The organism is Stenotrophomonas sp. YJH_SMC_101-4, assembly GCF_059370395.1.
This window is the reverse complement of sequence record NZ_JCAFTP010000003.1, coordinates 257,921-271,464: the sequence shown is the minus strand read 5'-3', so window position 1 is coordinate 271,464 and position 13,544 is coordinate 257,921. Positions and strand designations below refer to the sequence as shown.

At 64.8% G+C, this 13,544-nt stretch carries 14 protein-coding genes; 6 read left to right on the top strand and 8 right to left on the bottom strand.

The window, feature by feature from the left end:
- Nucleotides 1–26: 26 nt before the first annotated feature.
- The gene (gene ubiK / locus AC5P8D_RS12070) at nt 27–278 is read left to right on the top strand and encodes a ubiquinone biosynthesis accessory factor UbiK (RefSeq protein WP_495203358.1); all 252 of its coding nucleotides are present in this window, start codon (nt 27–29) and stop codon (nt 276–278) included.
- Nucleotides 279–402: 124 nt separating this feature from the next.
- Nucleotides 403–837, top strand: a complete 435-nt coding sequence (gene arr, locus AC5P8D_RS12065) for an NAD(+)--rifampin ADP-ribosyltransferase (protein WP_049421111.1) — start codon at nt 403–405, stop codon at nt 835–837.
- Nucleotides 838–988: 151 nt separating this feature from the next.
- On the opposite strand, the gene AC5P8D_RS12060 is transcribed toward arr, so the two are convergent.
- Together AC5P8D_RS12060 and AC5P8D_RS12055 are read right to left on the bottom strand one after the other, a co-directional pair.
- Entirely contained in the window at nt 989–1,354 is a 366-nt protein-coding gene (locus AC5P8D_RS12060) for a hypothetical protein (RefSeq protein ID WP_143994322.1), read from the bottom strand.
- 55 nt (nt 1,355–1,409) lie between these two features.
- Nucleotides 1,410–2,012: a DUF998 domain-containing protein gene (locus AC5P8D_RS12055; RefSeq protein WP_143994321.1), complete on the bottom strand. Its 603-nt coding sequence runs from the start codon at nt 2,010–2,012 to the stop codon at nt 1,410–1,412.
- 649 nt (nt 2,013–2,661) lie between these two features.
- On the opposite strand from AC5P8D_RS12055, the gene AC5P8D_RS12050 reads away from it, so the two are divergent.
- A complete protein-coding gene (locus AC5P8D_RS12050; protein WP_312718750.1) occupies nt 2,662–3,018 on the top strand; it encodes a hypothetical protein in 357 nt (118 codons plus the stop codon).
- Between the two features lie 45 nt (nt 3,019–3,063).
- Entirely contained in the window at nt 3,064–3,552 is a 489-nt protein-coding gene (locus AC5P8D_RS12045) for a cold-shock protein (RefSeq protein WP_495203357.1), read from the top strand.
- A 61-nt stretch (nt 3,553–3,613) separates the two neighbouring features.
- Here the strand turns inward: AC5P8D_RS12045 and AC5P8D_RS12040 are convergent, their stop codons facing one another.
- Nucleotides 3,614–4,519: an Abi family protein gene (locus tag AC5P8D_RS12040; protein WP_495203356.1), complete on the bottom strand. Its 906-nt coding sequence runs from the start codon at nt 4,517–4,519 to the stop codon at nt 3,614–3,616.
- 446 nt (nt 4,520–4,965) lie between these two features.
- Between AC5P8D_RS12040 and AC5P8D_RS12035 the strand changes: the two genes are divergently transcribed.
- The gene (locus AC5P8D_RS12035) at nt 4,966–6,465 is read left to right on the top strand and encodes a YifB family Mg chelatase-like AAA ATPase (RefSeq protein WP_125427338.1); all 1,500 of its coding nucleotides are present in this window, start codon (nt 4,966–4,968) and stop codon (nt 6,463–6,465) included.
- Nucleotides 6,466–6,625: 160 nt separating this feature from the next.
- Here the strand turns inward: AC5P8D_RS12035 and AC5P8D_RS12030 are convergent, their stop codons facing one another.
- From AC5P8D_RS12030 to yidA, 3 genes are all read right to left on the bottom strand, one after another.
- Nucleotides 6,626–7,012 carry a hypothetical protein gene (locus tag AC5P8D_RS12030; RefSeq protein ID WP_191863451.1) on the bottom strand — a complete coding sequence of 129 codons (387 nt, stop codon included), beginning with the start codon at nt 7,010–7,012 and terminating at the stop codon, nt 6,626–6,628.
- Between the two features lie 95 nt (nt 7,013–7,107).
- The gene (locus AC5P8D_RS12025) at nt 7,108–9,426 is read right to left on the bottom strand and encodes a TonB-dependent receptor (RefSeq protein ID WP_049453996.1); all 2,319 of its coding nucleotides are present in this window, start codon (nt 9,424–9,426) and stop codon (nt 7,108–7,110) included.
- Between the two features lie 387 nt (nt 9,427–9,813).
- Nucleotides 9,814–10,647: a sugar-phosphatase gene (yidA, locus tag AC5P8D_RS12020; RefSeq protein WP_049453999.1), complete on the bottom strand. Its 834-nt coding sequence runs from the start codon at nt 10,645–10,647 to the stop codon at nt 9,814–9,816.
- A gap of 149 nt (nt 10,648–10,796) precedes the next feature.
- Here yidA and AC5P8D_RS12015 point away from each other — a divergent pair, with 149 nt between their 5' ends.
- Nucleotides 10,797–11,459, top strand: coding sequence for an exopolysaccharide biosynthesis protein (locus AC5P8D_RS12015; protein ID WP_490849236.1), 663 nt, complete (start codon nt 10,797–10,799; stop codon nt 11,457–11,459).
- Between the two features lie 90 nt (nt 11,460–11,549).
- Here AC5P8D_RS12015 and AC5P8D_RS12010 read toward each other — a convergent pair whose 3' ends face one another.
- On the bottom strand, nt 11,550–12,860 hold the full coding sequence (locus tag AC5P8D_RS12010) for a PQQ-dependent sugar dehydrogenase (protein ID WP_495203355.1): 1,311 nt from the start codon (nt 12,858–12,860) through the stop codon (nt 11,550–11,552).
- On the bottom strand, nt 12,853–13,293 hold the full coding sequence (locus AC5P8D_RS12005) for a DUF2231 domain-containing protein (RefSeq protein ID WP_049431961.1): 441 nt from the start codon (nt 13,291–13,293) through the stop codon (nt 12,853–12,855). Before AC5P8D_RS12005 ends, AC5P8D_RS12010 begins: the two co-directional genes overlap by 8 nt.
- Nucleotides 13,294–13,544 lie beyond the last annotated feature (251 nt).

The following is a 13,544-nucleotide window of genomic DNA, read 5'->3' as shown; positions in this document are numbered from 1 at the left end:
GCCCGCCCGCACCACGGAGTACCCCCATGATCGACCTGAACCAACTGGATGACATTGCCCGTCGCTTGAGCGACCTGGTGCCGCCGGGCCTGCGCGAATCGCGCGAGGAACTGCAGGCTACCTTCAAGAGCGCGTTGCAGGCGGGTCTGGCCAAGCTGGACCTGGTCACCCGCGAGGAGTTCGAAGTGCAGCGCGCCGTGCTGCTGAAGACCCGCGAAAAGCTGGATGCGCTGGAAACGGCCGTGCGTGAGCTGGAAGGGCGCGGCACCGCAGAATGAAAAAAGAGGCGCAGTGCGCCTCCCACTACAGAGTATTTCCCGGATGGGGCCTTGCAGCAAGGCCCACCGGGCGCCCTAGACTCGCCGGCCTGTCGATCCGGCAGGACACGCAGGGGCAGTGCCGATGGCGCAGGACACCGAATGGACACCCGTTTCGCATGACACCTGCGACCAGGTCGCCGGGCCGTTCTATCACGGCACCCGCGCTGATCTGGCGGTGGGCGAGCTGCTGAGTGCGGGCTTCCGCTCCAACTATCGCGACAGCGTGGTGATGAACCACATCTACTTCACCACGATTGCCAAGGGCGCCGGGCTGGCTGCGGAGATGGCCAAGGGTGAGGGGCGGCCGCGTGTGTATGTGGTGGAGCCGACCGGGCCGTTTGAAGACGACCCGAATGTGACCAACAAGAAGTTTCCGGGGAACCCGACGCGGTCGTATCGCAGTGCGCAGCCGTTGCGGGTGGTTGGGGAGATTGTGGAGTGGGAGCTGTATGACGCGGAGTTCGTCCGGCAGTTGAAGGCGTTTGTTGCTTCGGGAAGTGGGGAGATCATCAATTGAGGGAAGGAGAGACACGTGCTTTGGCCGACGGAGGATCAACGCAGCAGATCGTCGAACGATGTCCGCTCCCGGCCAAGAGCGGACTCTCGCAGTGCCTCGAACAGACCCAACCACAAATTTTCCTGGCCTGGAACGAAGTATCGGGCCGGCACTACTTGAACATCTCCAACAGATCCTTGTCTTCATGCCGCTTCTCCCACGTGGAGAGAAAACAGAAGCTCACACCACTTCGCATGGCAGCCTTCTGGAACCCGGCCAGTTCTTCCTTCGTGACCGGGTACTCAACCGGATCAAAGTGCAGAATCCCCCACGGCTTGACGAGAGAGAACCCAGGCAGGAGTTCCGAGAAGATCGCCTTGAGCAGGGGCCGGATACTCGAAAAGTCCTTGATCGGGCCCGCGCGATTGCCAAGGGCATGACACTGACGACGGATGGTCCTGTCTCCACCCACCACGCGCGCAATGAAGTGGTCCTGGTGCACTCGAACGTAGATCAGCTGACGGCGAAAGATCCTCATCCCCTTCTCAGCCCCACACACTCAATGGTCGTCCATGTGCCTGCACGCCCGCCCATCAATACGTCGGCTCCGCCTTCAGCACGCTTGAACCCCTTCGCAGCAGATACAGCGCAACCAGGAATGGCCACAGCGAGTTGATCGACGAGAACAGGCGCTGTGTCAGCCCCCTGAACCCATCCGGATCCGCTCCCACCACGTTCAACCAGAGATAGACGATGCTCGCGATGCTCACCATAGCGGTCACGGCGTACGCCCTTCGGTTGGCAGACCACGCACTCAGTTCAATGTGCGACATCGCCGGTGCAATGATGTTTGCGATGCCAATGGTGTAGAAGCCGTGCATCGGATGGCCCATGGGCCAGAGCCCGTTGGTCAGCATGGAGATGCCAAAGATCATCCAGCAGATCGCGCCTACGGCAATCCGGCGGCCGGACTCCCGCCATACCCCGATGGAGAACGCCACGAAGCCCAGACCGGAGCCGATAGCCGCGATCCTGCCGCAGATGCTTGCAAGCGTTGGTGCCTGCAGCAGCTCGCTGGCGTGCTGTGCAAGCGGGTTGTAGCCCGGCGCGAACAGGGCGGCAACGCTGGTCCAGAACAGGAACCACGGAAGCGGGACCAGACCCGCAGACAGAAGAAGTCGATTGCGGCGTAACACGTACAGTGATCCTTGTATTGGCCTGCGCCAGTGGGTGAAATCCGTTCAAACGCTACAAGACCGTCCTGCTGCGGGCAGAGCAGCCCCGCGTGACTACAGCGGTAGTCAGATTGCGCGCGGCACTCGGTAGGTTCAATAGGCAGGAAGTCATTTAAACCATCCAGCCGGTGTCGCAGCGGTTCGGTTGCATGAGCGATCACACATGCCCGATGGGCGGGTGCTGTCGCATTTGCCGCGCCTTACATCTCTGGCAGAAGGTTCTGACGACTCCGTTCCAGAAGCGCCGCTGCGCCAAGCACGCCAAGGCTCTCGCCGCTTTCCTCGCTATGCGACAATGCCAAAAGCGTCTCGGGTTTTGGCGGCATTGCCCCCTCCCCCTTGGCATTCCCAACTACGTCAGGCAACTCTGGTATCGCCACCGAAAACGGGTGGCCGGGCCTCGAAAACCCGAGCTATTAGGATGTTGTTTGCACTTGCCAGCCGGCATCACCTTGCGTGGTGTCGGCTGGCATTCCGTCTGCCAGCTATGGCGGGCGGGGCGTGGGGGCCTTGTGCCCGCCGGTTTCTTCCTAATAGCCCGGTTTTCGAGCCACGCTCTGCCCGCCACCTTTATCGGTGGCGGCGTCCGCCTGCTTGCACGGAGCCCGCCATGACCACACCGCACTCCCCGCCCCCGCGCCCGATCCAGGAAGCGCCGTCACCCGAGCCCGCGCTGGACCCCAACAGCCTCATCGCCATCCTGCACGCCATCGGTGCGGGCGCTGCGGCCGACGGCCAGCCCTGGCCCGAGCGGCACCACCTGCGCAGCCGGCAGATGGCGTTGTCCGACGCCGACTGCGCGCTCACCGGCCAGCGCATCGTGCAGGAGATCCTGCTGGCGGCCGAGCGCACGCGCCAGAACGGCGAGCCCGAACAGTACGTGGGCGACCGGGTGATGGAGGGGCTGGTGATGGCCGATCTCGCGCTGACCGCCTTCATCCACGAGCGGATGCGACCCAAGGACTGAGCGCGCTTACGGCGCGGAGTTTTCTGCCTGTGTGCGGGGTGACGAATGAAGATGCACGGCCTTGCCGCTGCGGTGATGTGCATCGCGGTGATCGGCGCAGTATGGGCAGCATGGCCCGAGCCCGCGGGCGATCAGGTGTGGGCCTACCAGAAGCTGCAACCGGCCGATTACCGGTTGCTGCACAGTGATGCGCTGGGCTTCGTCACTGCGAAGGCGCATGAGGGCTTTGAACTGCGCACGCGCTATGCCGGGGTGACGTCCTTCGAAATCCGCTGCAAGGGCGTTCTGGTGCTGGACGTGGAGAACGCGCCCTCGCGCGTGCTGATCCGCATGCCTGCCGATGCACGGTGGCGGGCGCCGGACATCGAGCGTCTGCGCATCAGCTTCGAGCGTTGGCTGGATCTGCACCAGAGTGAGGGCCGGTTGCTGGTGGAAAGTGCTGGGCCTTCGTGGGTTGAGACGCGGTTTGGGCGCTTCAATGGGCTGGTGCTGGATGAGCAGCGGTGTCTGTTTGGGGTGCTGGGCCGCCATTGACCCCCCCCCCTAACCGGCCCATTCGCAACAAATGTCTGGAGGAAGCGGCGCCTCCTGGGACTTACCCGCGCCAAAGGCGATGGTCCTGCCATCCAGTCGCAGCCCCGATGCTTCTCGTTCGGACTTCGGTCGTCAGGCCAGCCGAGAGGTGGGTATCGACACGTTCACGCCAATCCCTGAAATCAGCGGTCGTCGCTTCCAGAAGTCTGCGAAGCAGGAGCAACAGAAAGAAGCAACGATTCGGTGCGTATGGCGCCTCGCGCTCAGACCATCCTGCCGACCGTGGACGAACTGCCGAAACACCGAGCTCCTTGTTCCATAACCTACTGTGGTGTGCAACGACGTTTCGCGCCACGCTGGTGACATGCAGCCAGTTTGCGAAGACCGGCGCGGCCAGCAGCATCTCACCCGCAACAGCCTTCTGTTCTCTGGAGTGCAGCGCTTTGTAGAAGCGAGAAAGCGAGCCGAGCGACATGACTTCTGTCGCCATCCAGATCGGTACTCTGGGGAATGCGGGTGAGGCGTACTTGTCCTTGTAGTGCCGAATAAACGCCTCCCTGGAGCGCGTCACTTCGCTTTCGACGCCGCCGAGCCAATCCGCATACTCCTGCCCGGTGAATGCCAGATTGCGCGGCTCCAAGTGGCCGAAGGCGCCATAGGCATGGGCAAAGTGGTACGTGAGCACGGTCCGCGTTGCGACCTCGATATGGCCAACGGCCTCCATTACCAGGTCTCGAAGGGCCCAATCGAATTCATAGAGACTGACCGCTTCTTCGAATGTCGCTTGAGCTCGGAAGCTGTCGCTACCGGGCACACGCTGTGTGTAGAGATAGCCCATGAGGCGGTAGTAGCCAACACGCTGCAGATAGCGTTTGGCATTGGCGGCGTCGCCGATGGCCAGCCCGCGCTGCTGGAGGAGATCCAACTGCTCCTGAATCGACAGGGGTGGTTTGCGGTAGTCAGTCATCCTGACTCCAATCAGCAGGCAAAAAAAAACCCGCCAATTTGAGCATGTCGCGAACTAGCGCGTCAGAGGCTTGGCGGGTGTGTTGGGTGAATTTTAGCGCCCCTTTTGCTCACCTTCAAGTAAATGTGTGTAGTTCCGGTGAAATGTAAATGCCTGTACGAAAAGCACTTCATAGGGAATTTTCTTGGATTTCCGCAGTCTCGCGGGCGCAGATCCAGTGAGGTGAAAGGCCGGCCCGGGCGAGCGGCAACGGCCTATTCCCCGGCGTTGTTCCACGTCATACCGGTTGAGTTCCGACACTCGATCGCGAACACCGGCCGCTACGAAGCGCGCAGGCGCACTCCAACGGTCTGCAGGAATCCCCCTAGCCGCTTCACCAGCAATTCCCGATATCCCATGCGGAACGCCTGCCGCACCATCAAGCATCCCTCTGCAGGAAGCCACACATGAGCCTCGCGCTGGTCCACAGCCGTGCACGCGCCGGGGTCGATGCCCCGCTGGTGCGGGTGGAAGTGCATCTCTCTGGCGGCCTGCCTGTCACCCAGATCGTTGGCCTCGCCGAGACCAGCGTGCGCGAATCCCGCGAGCGCGTCCGTGCCGCCCTGCTCTGCGCACGCTTCGACTTTCCGCAGCGGCGCATCACGTTGAACCTGGCGCCTGCCGACCTGCCCAAGGAAGGCGGCCGTTACGACCTCGCCATCGCGCTGGGCATTCTGGCGGCCAGTGGCCAGGTCGATCCGCAGTCGCTGCTGCAGTACGAGTTCCTGGGCGAGCTGGGCCTGACCGGCGAACTGCGGCCGGTGGCCGGTGCACTACCGGCTGCGATCGCGGCCGCTGAAGCCGGGCGCATCCTGGTGGTGCCGCCAGGGAATGCCGCAGAGGCTGCGTTGGCCGAGCACGCGGATGTGCGTGTGGCGCGCACGCTGCTGGAATGCTGCGCCGGGTTGGGCAACCCGCGCCTGTTGCCGCCCGTGGAGCGCGTGGACACGACGCCGTTGCCGCTGCCGGATCTGGCTGACGTGCGCGGGCAGGCGCATGCACGGCGCGCGTTGGAAGTGGCCGCTGCCGGTGGGCACCATCTGTTGTTGATCGGTAGTCCTGGCTGCGGCAAGACACTGTTGGCCTCGCGCCTGCCCAGCCTGTTGCCGGATACCGAAGAGACTGAGGCGCTGCAGCTTGCCGCGATTGCGTCGGTGAGTGGCGAAGGGCTGGACCCAAGACGTTGGCGGCAGCGGCCCTTTAGAGCGCCCCATCACAGCGCGAGCGCGGCGGCGCTGGTGGGTGGGGGCAACCCGCCCTGCCCCGGTGAAATATCACTGGCCCACCATGGAGTCCTCTTCCTTGATGAGCTCCCAGAATGGAACCGCAGCGCGCTGGAAACCCTGCGCGAGCCACTGGAATCCGGCCACATCCGCATCGCCCGCGCGGCGCGCAGCGTGCAGTACCCCGCGCGGTTCCAACTGGTGGCTGCGATGAATCCCTGCCCGTGCGGCTGGGCCGGTGACCGCAGCAACCGTTGCCTGTGCAGCGACGAGCGCATCAACCGCTATCGTGCGCGAGTGTCCGGCCCGCTGCTGGACCGCATCGATCTGCATATCGGCGTAACGCGAATGGACGCGGTGGAGCTGCGGGAGAGCACGCCGCTGGGTGAGCCCAGTGCTGCGGTACGTGCACGGGTGGAAGCCGCCCATGCCCGGCAGCAGGCACGTGGCGGGCTCAATGCACATCTGCCGCCGGCGGCGCTGCGGGCGTGCACGAAGCTGAGCGAGGCCGATCAGGATCTACTTGAGCAGGCGATTGAACGTCTGCAGCTTTCCGCACGGGCGATGCACCGGATTCTGCGCGTGGCGCGCACGATTGCGGATCTGGCGGGTTGCGAGGTGATCCGGACGGCGCATCTGGCTGAGGCGATTGGCTATCGGCAGCTGGATCGGGGAAAGCCCTAGAAGCACCGTCCCGAGGGGGCGTTGGTAGAGTCGACTGTTAGTCGACTCGCGCGCGACGCGCGGTCTCTTGGAGGGCCGAAGCTAAGAGCAGTCGACTAACAGTCGACTCTACCAAGAGCAGGTCATAGCGGCTCGGCACGTCGAGGACAGCCCTCGCGCCTCAGGCCGCAGTATCCACCCGCCCTCGCTTCGCCAGCAACGCCACCCGACGGCTGACCAGCGCGTGCAGCTCCGCCAGCTCCGACGCCCGGTCAGCCGTCATGTTCCCGCCAAACAGCACCCGCGACAACGCCGCCTCGTCGCTGTCGTCCGGGTGCTGCCACCGGTCCCGGTACACCTTCTGGCACACCAGCCAGGCCTGCCGCAGCCCCCCACCGGGCAACGGACGGACCACGCGCTCGTAGACGTGCCAGAACTGGTACTCGGCCTGCAGGTCGATCACAGGCGTCACGGACGGCGCCTGCCGGGGCCGTCCCGGGCTCCGGATGTCGAACAACGGTGATCGCGGGTTGTACTGAGCCATGCCGACAGCATGACCCAGCAACATTGTGGGAACCTTGCGTCGCCGCCAGAAAATCCCTGTTGATTGCGCAAGGCGTGTTTCTGGCAGGGGTCAGCTATCCACGCATGGCGTGGATCTACTCAGAAGGTCATCGAGGTACTGAACATCAGCTGCCGTGGCGCGCTGCGCTGCAGGGTCTGGTAATCCCCCGAGAACGACGAGCCGGCGATGGTGGCGGTGCCGATGTTGTGGCGGTTGAACAGGTTGCTCACGTCCAGCCGCAGCTCCAGCCCCGGCACCGCGCTATCGGCACCGAAGCGGTAGGCGGCATAGGTGTTGACCTGCCAGAACGTGGGCACGCGGATGTCGTTCTCGTAGGTGAAGGGCTGGCGCAGGTACGAGGTGCTGGTGGCACCAAAACGCCAGTCACCGAAGTGCGCGGACAGGTCGCTGACCAGCGAGATCTGCGGGTAGCCCGGCTGGGCATTGCCCTTGATCGGGTACACCGTGTCGCCCACCACGAAATCGCTGTCGTAGTACGAACGGGCTACGGCCACGCCCTGATAGAACTGCAGGTGGTCGGTCAGGTCGGCGGTGATACCGAGGTCGGCACCGATCACATGCATCTTCGGCATCAGCCGAACCGTGTTGATCTGCGCGAACTGGGTACCGATGGCTGCTGACAGCAGGCGGTTGCGGATGTCGTTGTAGAACACGTCGCCGGTGATCGTCAGCCGGTCGAAGCGATGCGACGCGCCTACGGTGAGGTTCCAGTTCTTCTCCGGGCGCAGCGTGCCGGCCACGCGGTCGAACTCTTCCTGGTCGGTGATGGTCCATGCGGAGGCGGTGTAGCCGATGTTGCCGCGCTGGGCCACGCGGTAGCCGTTCATGGTGTTGGCCAGGTCGATGAAGGCGTCGGTGGATTCGGTCGGGCTCCAGAACAGCGAGACATGTGGCAGGAAGTTGCTCTTCGCGCGCAGCGTACCATTCACCGGCCGGTCCTTGGCATCACCCAGGCCGCCACCGCGGGTGCGGAAGTCCACGGCCTTGAGGCCGACACCCAGCTTCAGCGTGTCGTTCAGCACGATGTCGTCCTGCAGGTAGAACTGGCGCGAGCGGGTCACCCAGCTCGATGCGTTGTCGGTCTTGAACGCGGGGCCGTACACGTCGAACGGGCCGGTGGCCTTCAGCGGCGGGCCCTCGCCCAGCAGTGGCTGCTGGTACCACTCGGTCTTGGCCGCGGCCTTGCTCTTCTCCTGCCAGAAACCGGCAGTGAAGGTGTGCGCGCCGGTCTCGAACTGCAGGTTGACCATGCCGCCCAGGCGGTTGAGGCGCGGCGTCTGTACCTGTTCGGAGAACGGTGCGCCGTTGGGCGACGGTACGGTCGGGTCGGTCAGCGTGGCCTGGGTGTGGCTGTTGGCGTTGTACAGCTGCACGTTGCCACTCAGCGCTGGGGTGATCTGGAAGCGATGGTTGATCGATGACACGCGGTCGCGGGTGGTCTGGCCGGTGTCGTACGGAATCAGTTCGGACAGCTCACCGCAGGTGTAGGCGCCGCAGGATTTGTCCGCGTTTTCCGGCGAGGCCACGTACCACGCCCACGCATAATCGGGATAGAAGATGTCGGCCTTCCAGCCCAGCTTGCGGATCATGTCGAAGGAGATGTTGTTGTAGCCCCAGACCTTGGCCTTGCTGTCGGACAGGAACACGGTGACATCGCCCCAGGCGACGTCCTGCTGCAGCTTCAGGTCGCCGCGCAGGAAGTTCTGCGTGCCCTCGCCCTGGTACTTGTCGGCGGACACGCGCTGCAGGTCGACCAGCACTTTCGGGCCATGCTCACCGAGCTGGCCGCTCTGCCCGGACACGGTGGTGACCAGCGTGCTGTTGCTGCCCACGCCCTGCTTCACGCGCAGGCTGGGCGTGTCCTGCAGGTCGCGCAGGCGGTATTCCAGGCTGCCGCCGTTGACGCTGCTGGAGAACACGCTGACCGGCGCACCACCGGGGCTGACTGTGATCGCGCCGATGCCATCGGGCACGCCCACGTTCACCACGCTGGTGCCGGTAAGCGAGAGGAAGCCGTTGTCGTTCAGCGGCACGCCTTCGAAGGTGATGCCCATTTCGTTCATGCGGAAGCCGCGCACGAACAGGCTGGTGGCGGAGATATCCAGGCCCAGCCCGTCGGTGGCGGTGTAGCTGGCGCCCGGTACCTGCTTCAGCATGGCCAGGCCGTTGTTGCCGGTGACCATCGCGTCGAGGTCTTCGGCCTTGATGATGTAGCGGTTGGGGCCGATCACCTGGGTCGGTGCCACGGCCGCACCGCGCGGTGTGGCGATGACCTGCAGGGCGTTGAGCGTAGTGGGCGTGTCGTGCGCGGCATCGTGCGTTTCCGCGGCGTACGCAGGTGCGGTGGTGGCCGCGATGATGGCCAGGGCGAGGCGCGTCGTGGGTGGGGTGTTCATGGGCAGATCCAGGATGTAGGGAGAGAGCGGCGCACGTGCACGGCCAGCGCGTTGCAGCACCGGTGTCGGCGCCCTGGCTGGCGATGCGATTGCGTTGGGGGTGACGGCGCAGTGCGCGCCGGTCAGTGGCAGAGGAAGACGATCCTCTGCCTCAGAATTCGATGGCGTGATTTCGACGTGCGAAATTCTTGCATCGCGCTGCCGCATTCGCCATTGCGCGGTGGTACAGCGCGAATGGCGATAGGGATGGGTGGGTTATACGTGGGTATAGCCCCGGCGTGGTCGGGGCCGACCTTGGTCGGCGCTTGCCGTCTGCGTGTGCCAACCAAGGTTGGCACCTACCGGGGCGGATGAGGTTGGCAGCTACCTGGACAGCTGACCGCGCGGTTACTGCAGGACGAAGCGCTCGATCGCCCGCGCCACACCTTCATCGGCGTTGCTGGTGGTTTCAAACCGCGCCACCGCCTTCACAGCATCAATGGCATTGCCCATCGCCACGCTGGTACCGGCGTACTGCAGCATGGTCAGGTCGTTTTCCTGGTCACCGATGGCCATCACGTTGGCGCGATCGATGCCCAGGTGCTCGGCCAGCTTCTGCAGGCTCGGGCCCTTGCCGGCGCGGCGGTCGAACACTTCCAGGAAGAACGGTGCGCTCTTCAGCACCGCGAAGCGCTCGGTCAGCTCGCTGGGCAGGCGCGCGATGGCGGCATCCAGCACGTCGGGCGCGTCGATCATCATCAGCTTGATGAAGGACATCGACGGGTCCATGTCTTCCACGCGGCGGTAGGACAGCGGCATCCGCGAAAGATGCGAGTCGGCCACGGTGTAATAGCTGATGTCCTGGTTGGGCGTGTACATGCGCTGGCTGTCCAGCGCCTGGAAGTGCACGCCCACTTCGCGGGCCACCTGCTCGCAGAACAGGAAGTCGTCGAAGCTGAGCGGATACTCGACCACGGTTTCGCGCGTGCCGATGCGTTGCACCAGGCCGCCATTGCAGGCGATGCAGTAGTCGTCGTCGCCGGTGATGCCCAGCTCGTGCAGGAACGGTGCCAGGCCGGGAACCGGGCGGCCACTGGTCAGCACGATGTGCACCCCCAGCGCGCGCGCCTGCGCGATGGCCTGCTTGGCCCGGGCGGTGAGCGTGTGGCTGGGGTCCAGCAGGGTGCCATCCATGTCGATGGCGACCAGTTCGATGGTCGATTGCCTGCGGCCCATGTCCATTGCGTTCAACTCGTGCGGGGCACGCCAGTTTACCCCCTCATGCCCGGTTCACCTCTTTTCCCACGTTGGCCGGGATACTGCGGGAGCCTGTGCGTCCCCCACCGCAGGACGGCCCGCTGACCGCCCTTCCCTGGAGAACCTTGCGACGCATGACCTACCGTGCCCCCGAAACCAACGACAGTGCTCCTCTGGCCCAGCAGATCGAGGAGATGATCGACGAGCTGCCCGGCGAGCAGGTCAGCGTCGGCACCCTGCTCAGTGCGCTGGGCGATGAAGGCCTGCTGCTGATCGTGATCCTGCTCTCGGCCATCTTCATCATTCCGGTGTCGATTCCCGGGCTGAGCACCGTATTCGGTGCCTCGATCCTGCTGATCGGCCTGAGCCGGGTGCGCAACCGCCCGCTGTGGGTGCCGCAGAAGCTGGCGCGCCGCGAGATCGCCACCGACAAGCTGAAGGCCAACCTGGGCCGTGCGCTGAAGTGGGTGCACCGCATGGAGCGGCTGTCGCGGCCGATGCGGCTGGCGGTGATGGTGCGCTCGAAGAAGATGATGCGCCTGAACAACCTGATGCTGGTGTTCGCGACCCTGCTGCTGATGGCGCCCGCCGGACCGATTCCTTTCAGCAACACGCTGCCGGCGCTGGCGCTGATGGCCTTTGCAATCGGCTTCATCCAGCGCGATGGCGCGGCGGTGGCGGCCGGTTACGGCTTCGTGGTGGCCACGGTGGTGTATTTCGGCGTGCTGCTGGGCGGCGTCGGGTTTGCTGCCGAGTCGGTGTTCAGCGGGTTCCGCAGCAGTACTGCGGAACTGTAGAGCCGAGCCCATGCTCGGCTTACGCGCGCACCGCGCGGGTTTCCGTGCACCGAACGAAGAGCAGCCGAGCATGGGCTCGGCTCTACAGAACTACTTGGCCGACACCCGCCACACCACGTCGCCCACGTCGTCGGCGACCAGCAGCGCGCCCTCTGCATCCATGGCCATCCCCACCGGCGCACCCATCAGCGTCTTCTCGTCCTTCGAGGCGAAGCCGCTGACCACGGTCTGTGGCCGCCCGGTCGGCTTGCCGTCCTTGAACGGTACGTAGACCACTTCGTACCCGCTCAGCGGCGAGCGGTCCCAGCTGCCGTGTTCACCGATGAAGGCGCCGCCGTGGTACTGCGCCGGCAGTGCCTGGCCGGTGTAGAACAGCAGGCCCAGCGGCGCCACGTGCGAGCCGATCGCGTAGTCCGGCACGATCGCCTTGGCCACCAGGTCCGGCCGCTGCGGCTGCACGCGCTCGTCCACATGCTGGCCGTAGTAACTGTAGGGCCAACCGTAGAAGCCATCCTCCTTCACCGAGGTGAGGTAGTCCGGCACCAGGTCGGCACCGATCTCATCGCGTTCGTTCGCAACAGCCCACAACTCTCCGGTGCTCGGCTCCCAGTCCAGGCCGGTCGGGTTGCGGATGCCCGAGGCGAAGATGCGGCTGCCACGGGTGGCCACGTCCACTTCCAGCACCACCGCGCGGCGGTATTCGACGGCCAGGCCATTCTCGGTGATGTTGCTGTTGGAACCCACGCCCACGTACAGCTTGCGGCCATCGCGGCTGGCCAGCAGTTCCTTGGTCCAGTGGTGGTTGATGGTGCTGGGCAGGTCGGTGAACTCGCGGCCCTTGTCGGACATGCGGGTTTCGCCGGGCACGTAGTGGTACTGCATGATGTTGCCGGTGTTGGCCACGTACAGCGTGTCACCGATGAGCTGGATGCCGAACGGCGAGTGCAGGCCCTCGATGTAGACGTGCTGGGTCCAGGTGTTCGTTCCCGGCGTGCGGCGCAGCAGGGTAACCCGGTTGCCGCCCTTGCCGGCCTTGCCCGAGCGCGCCTTCACCTTGCCGGCAATCCACTGCTTGGGCGTGGTGACCGGTTCTTCGCCGGGGCCGTTGCCTTCCACCACCAGCACATCGCCGTTGGGCAGGGTCAACAGCCGCCGCGGATGCAGCAGGTTGGCGGCGATGCGCTCGATCTTCAGGCCCTCTGCCACCGTGGGTGACTGGCCGTCGGCCCAGCCGACGCCCTTGGGCACCTGCATCGGCGGCATCAGGAAGTTCTTCGGTGCCGGCAACGGCGGCTGTGCGCCGGACTGGTCAGCGGGGTGGTATTCGGCCTTGCCCGCGCACGCCGACAGGGTGACGGCCAGTGCCAGCGCGGCCACGGTGGGCAGGATGTGCTTAACCATGACGACCTCCCTGCAGCACCGGCGGCTGCAGTGACAGCAGGATCAGGCCCAGTGCGATCAGGGCCACGGTCAGCGCCGACAGGATCGTGCCTGGCACCGCAACGGCATAGGCGTCGCGGCTGTGCACGAAGGCGTTCCAGATGGCCAGCACCACTGCGACCAGGTTGAGGAAGAAGTCGATGCGGTCGATGCGGGTGGCGGTACCGCTGCGGCGCCAGACCGCGAACAGGTTGATCAGGCGCGGAATGATGGCGATCAGCAGGCCGAAGGTGATCAGCCAGGCAGCGGCCTTGCCCCACATCACCTCGGCGCTGTTGAGATAGATCGCGTCGAAGATCAATGCGCCGACGAAGAAGCCGAAGGGTATCGGGTTCAACAGGCTGAACAGCGTGGTGCCGAGGCCGCGATGGGCCTGGGCGAGCGGATTGACCATCATCGTGCTCCGACGCGGAAGGGTGCACGGGCTGTAGTAGCACAGCCGGATGTGAGGGCGCGCGATGACACTGCTTGTGTAGAGCCGAGCCCATGCTCGGCTGCTTTACACACGGGACCGTCCGATCAGCCGAGCATGGGCTCGGCTCTACAGGAACGCGCAGTCGTCATTACCCCGCGGCATAAGCGTTTGTGACGCAATCGGCACATCTGCAGATTGGGTGTGTGAAGAGGTAGGGGGTTGTTCGTTGT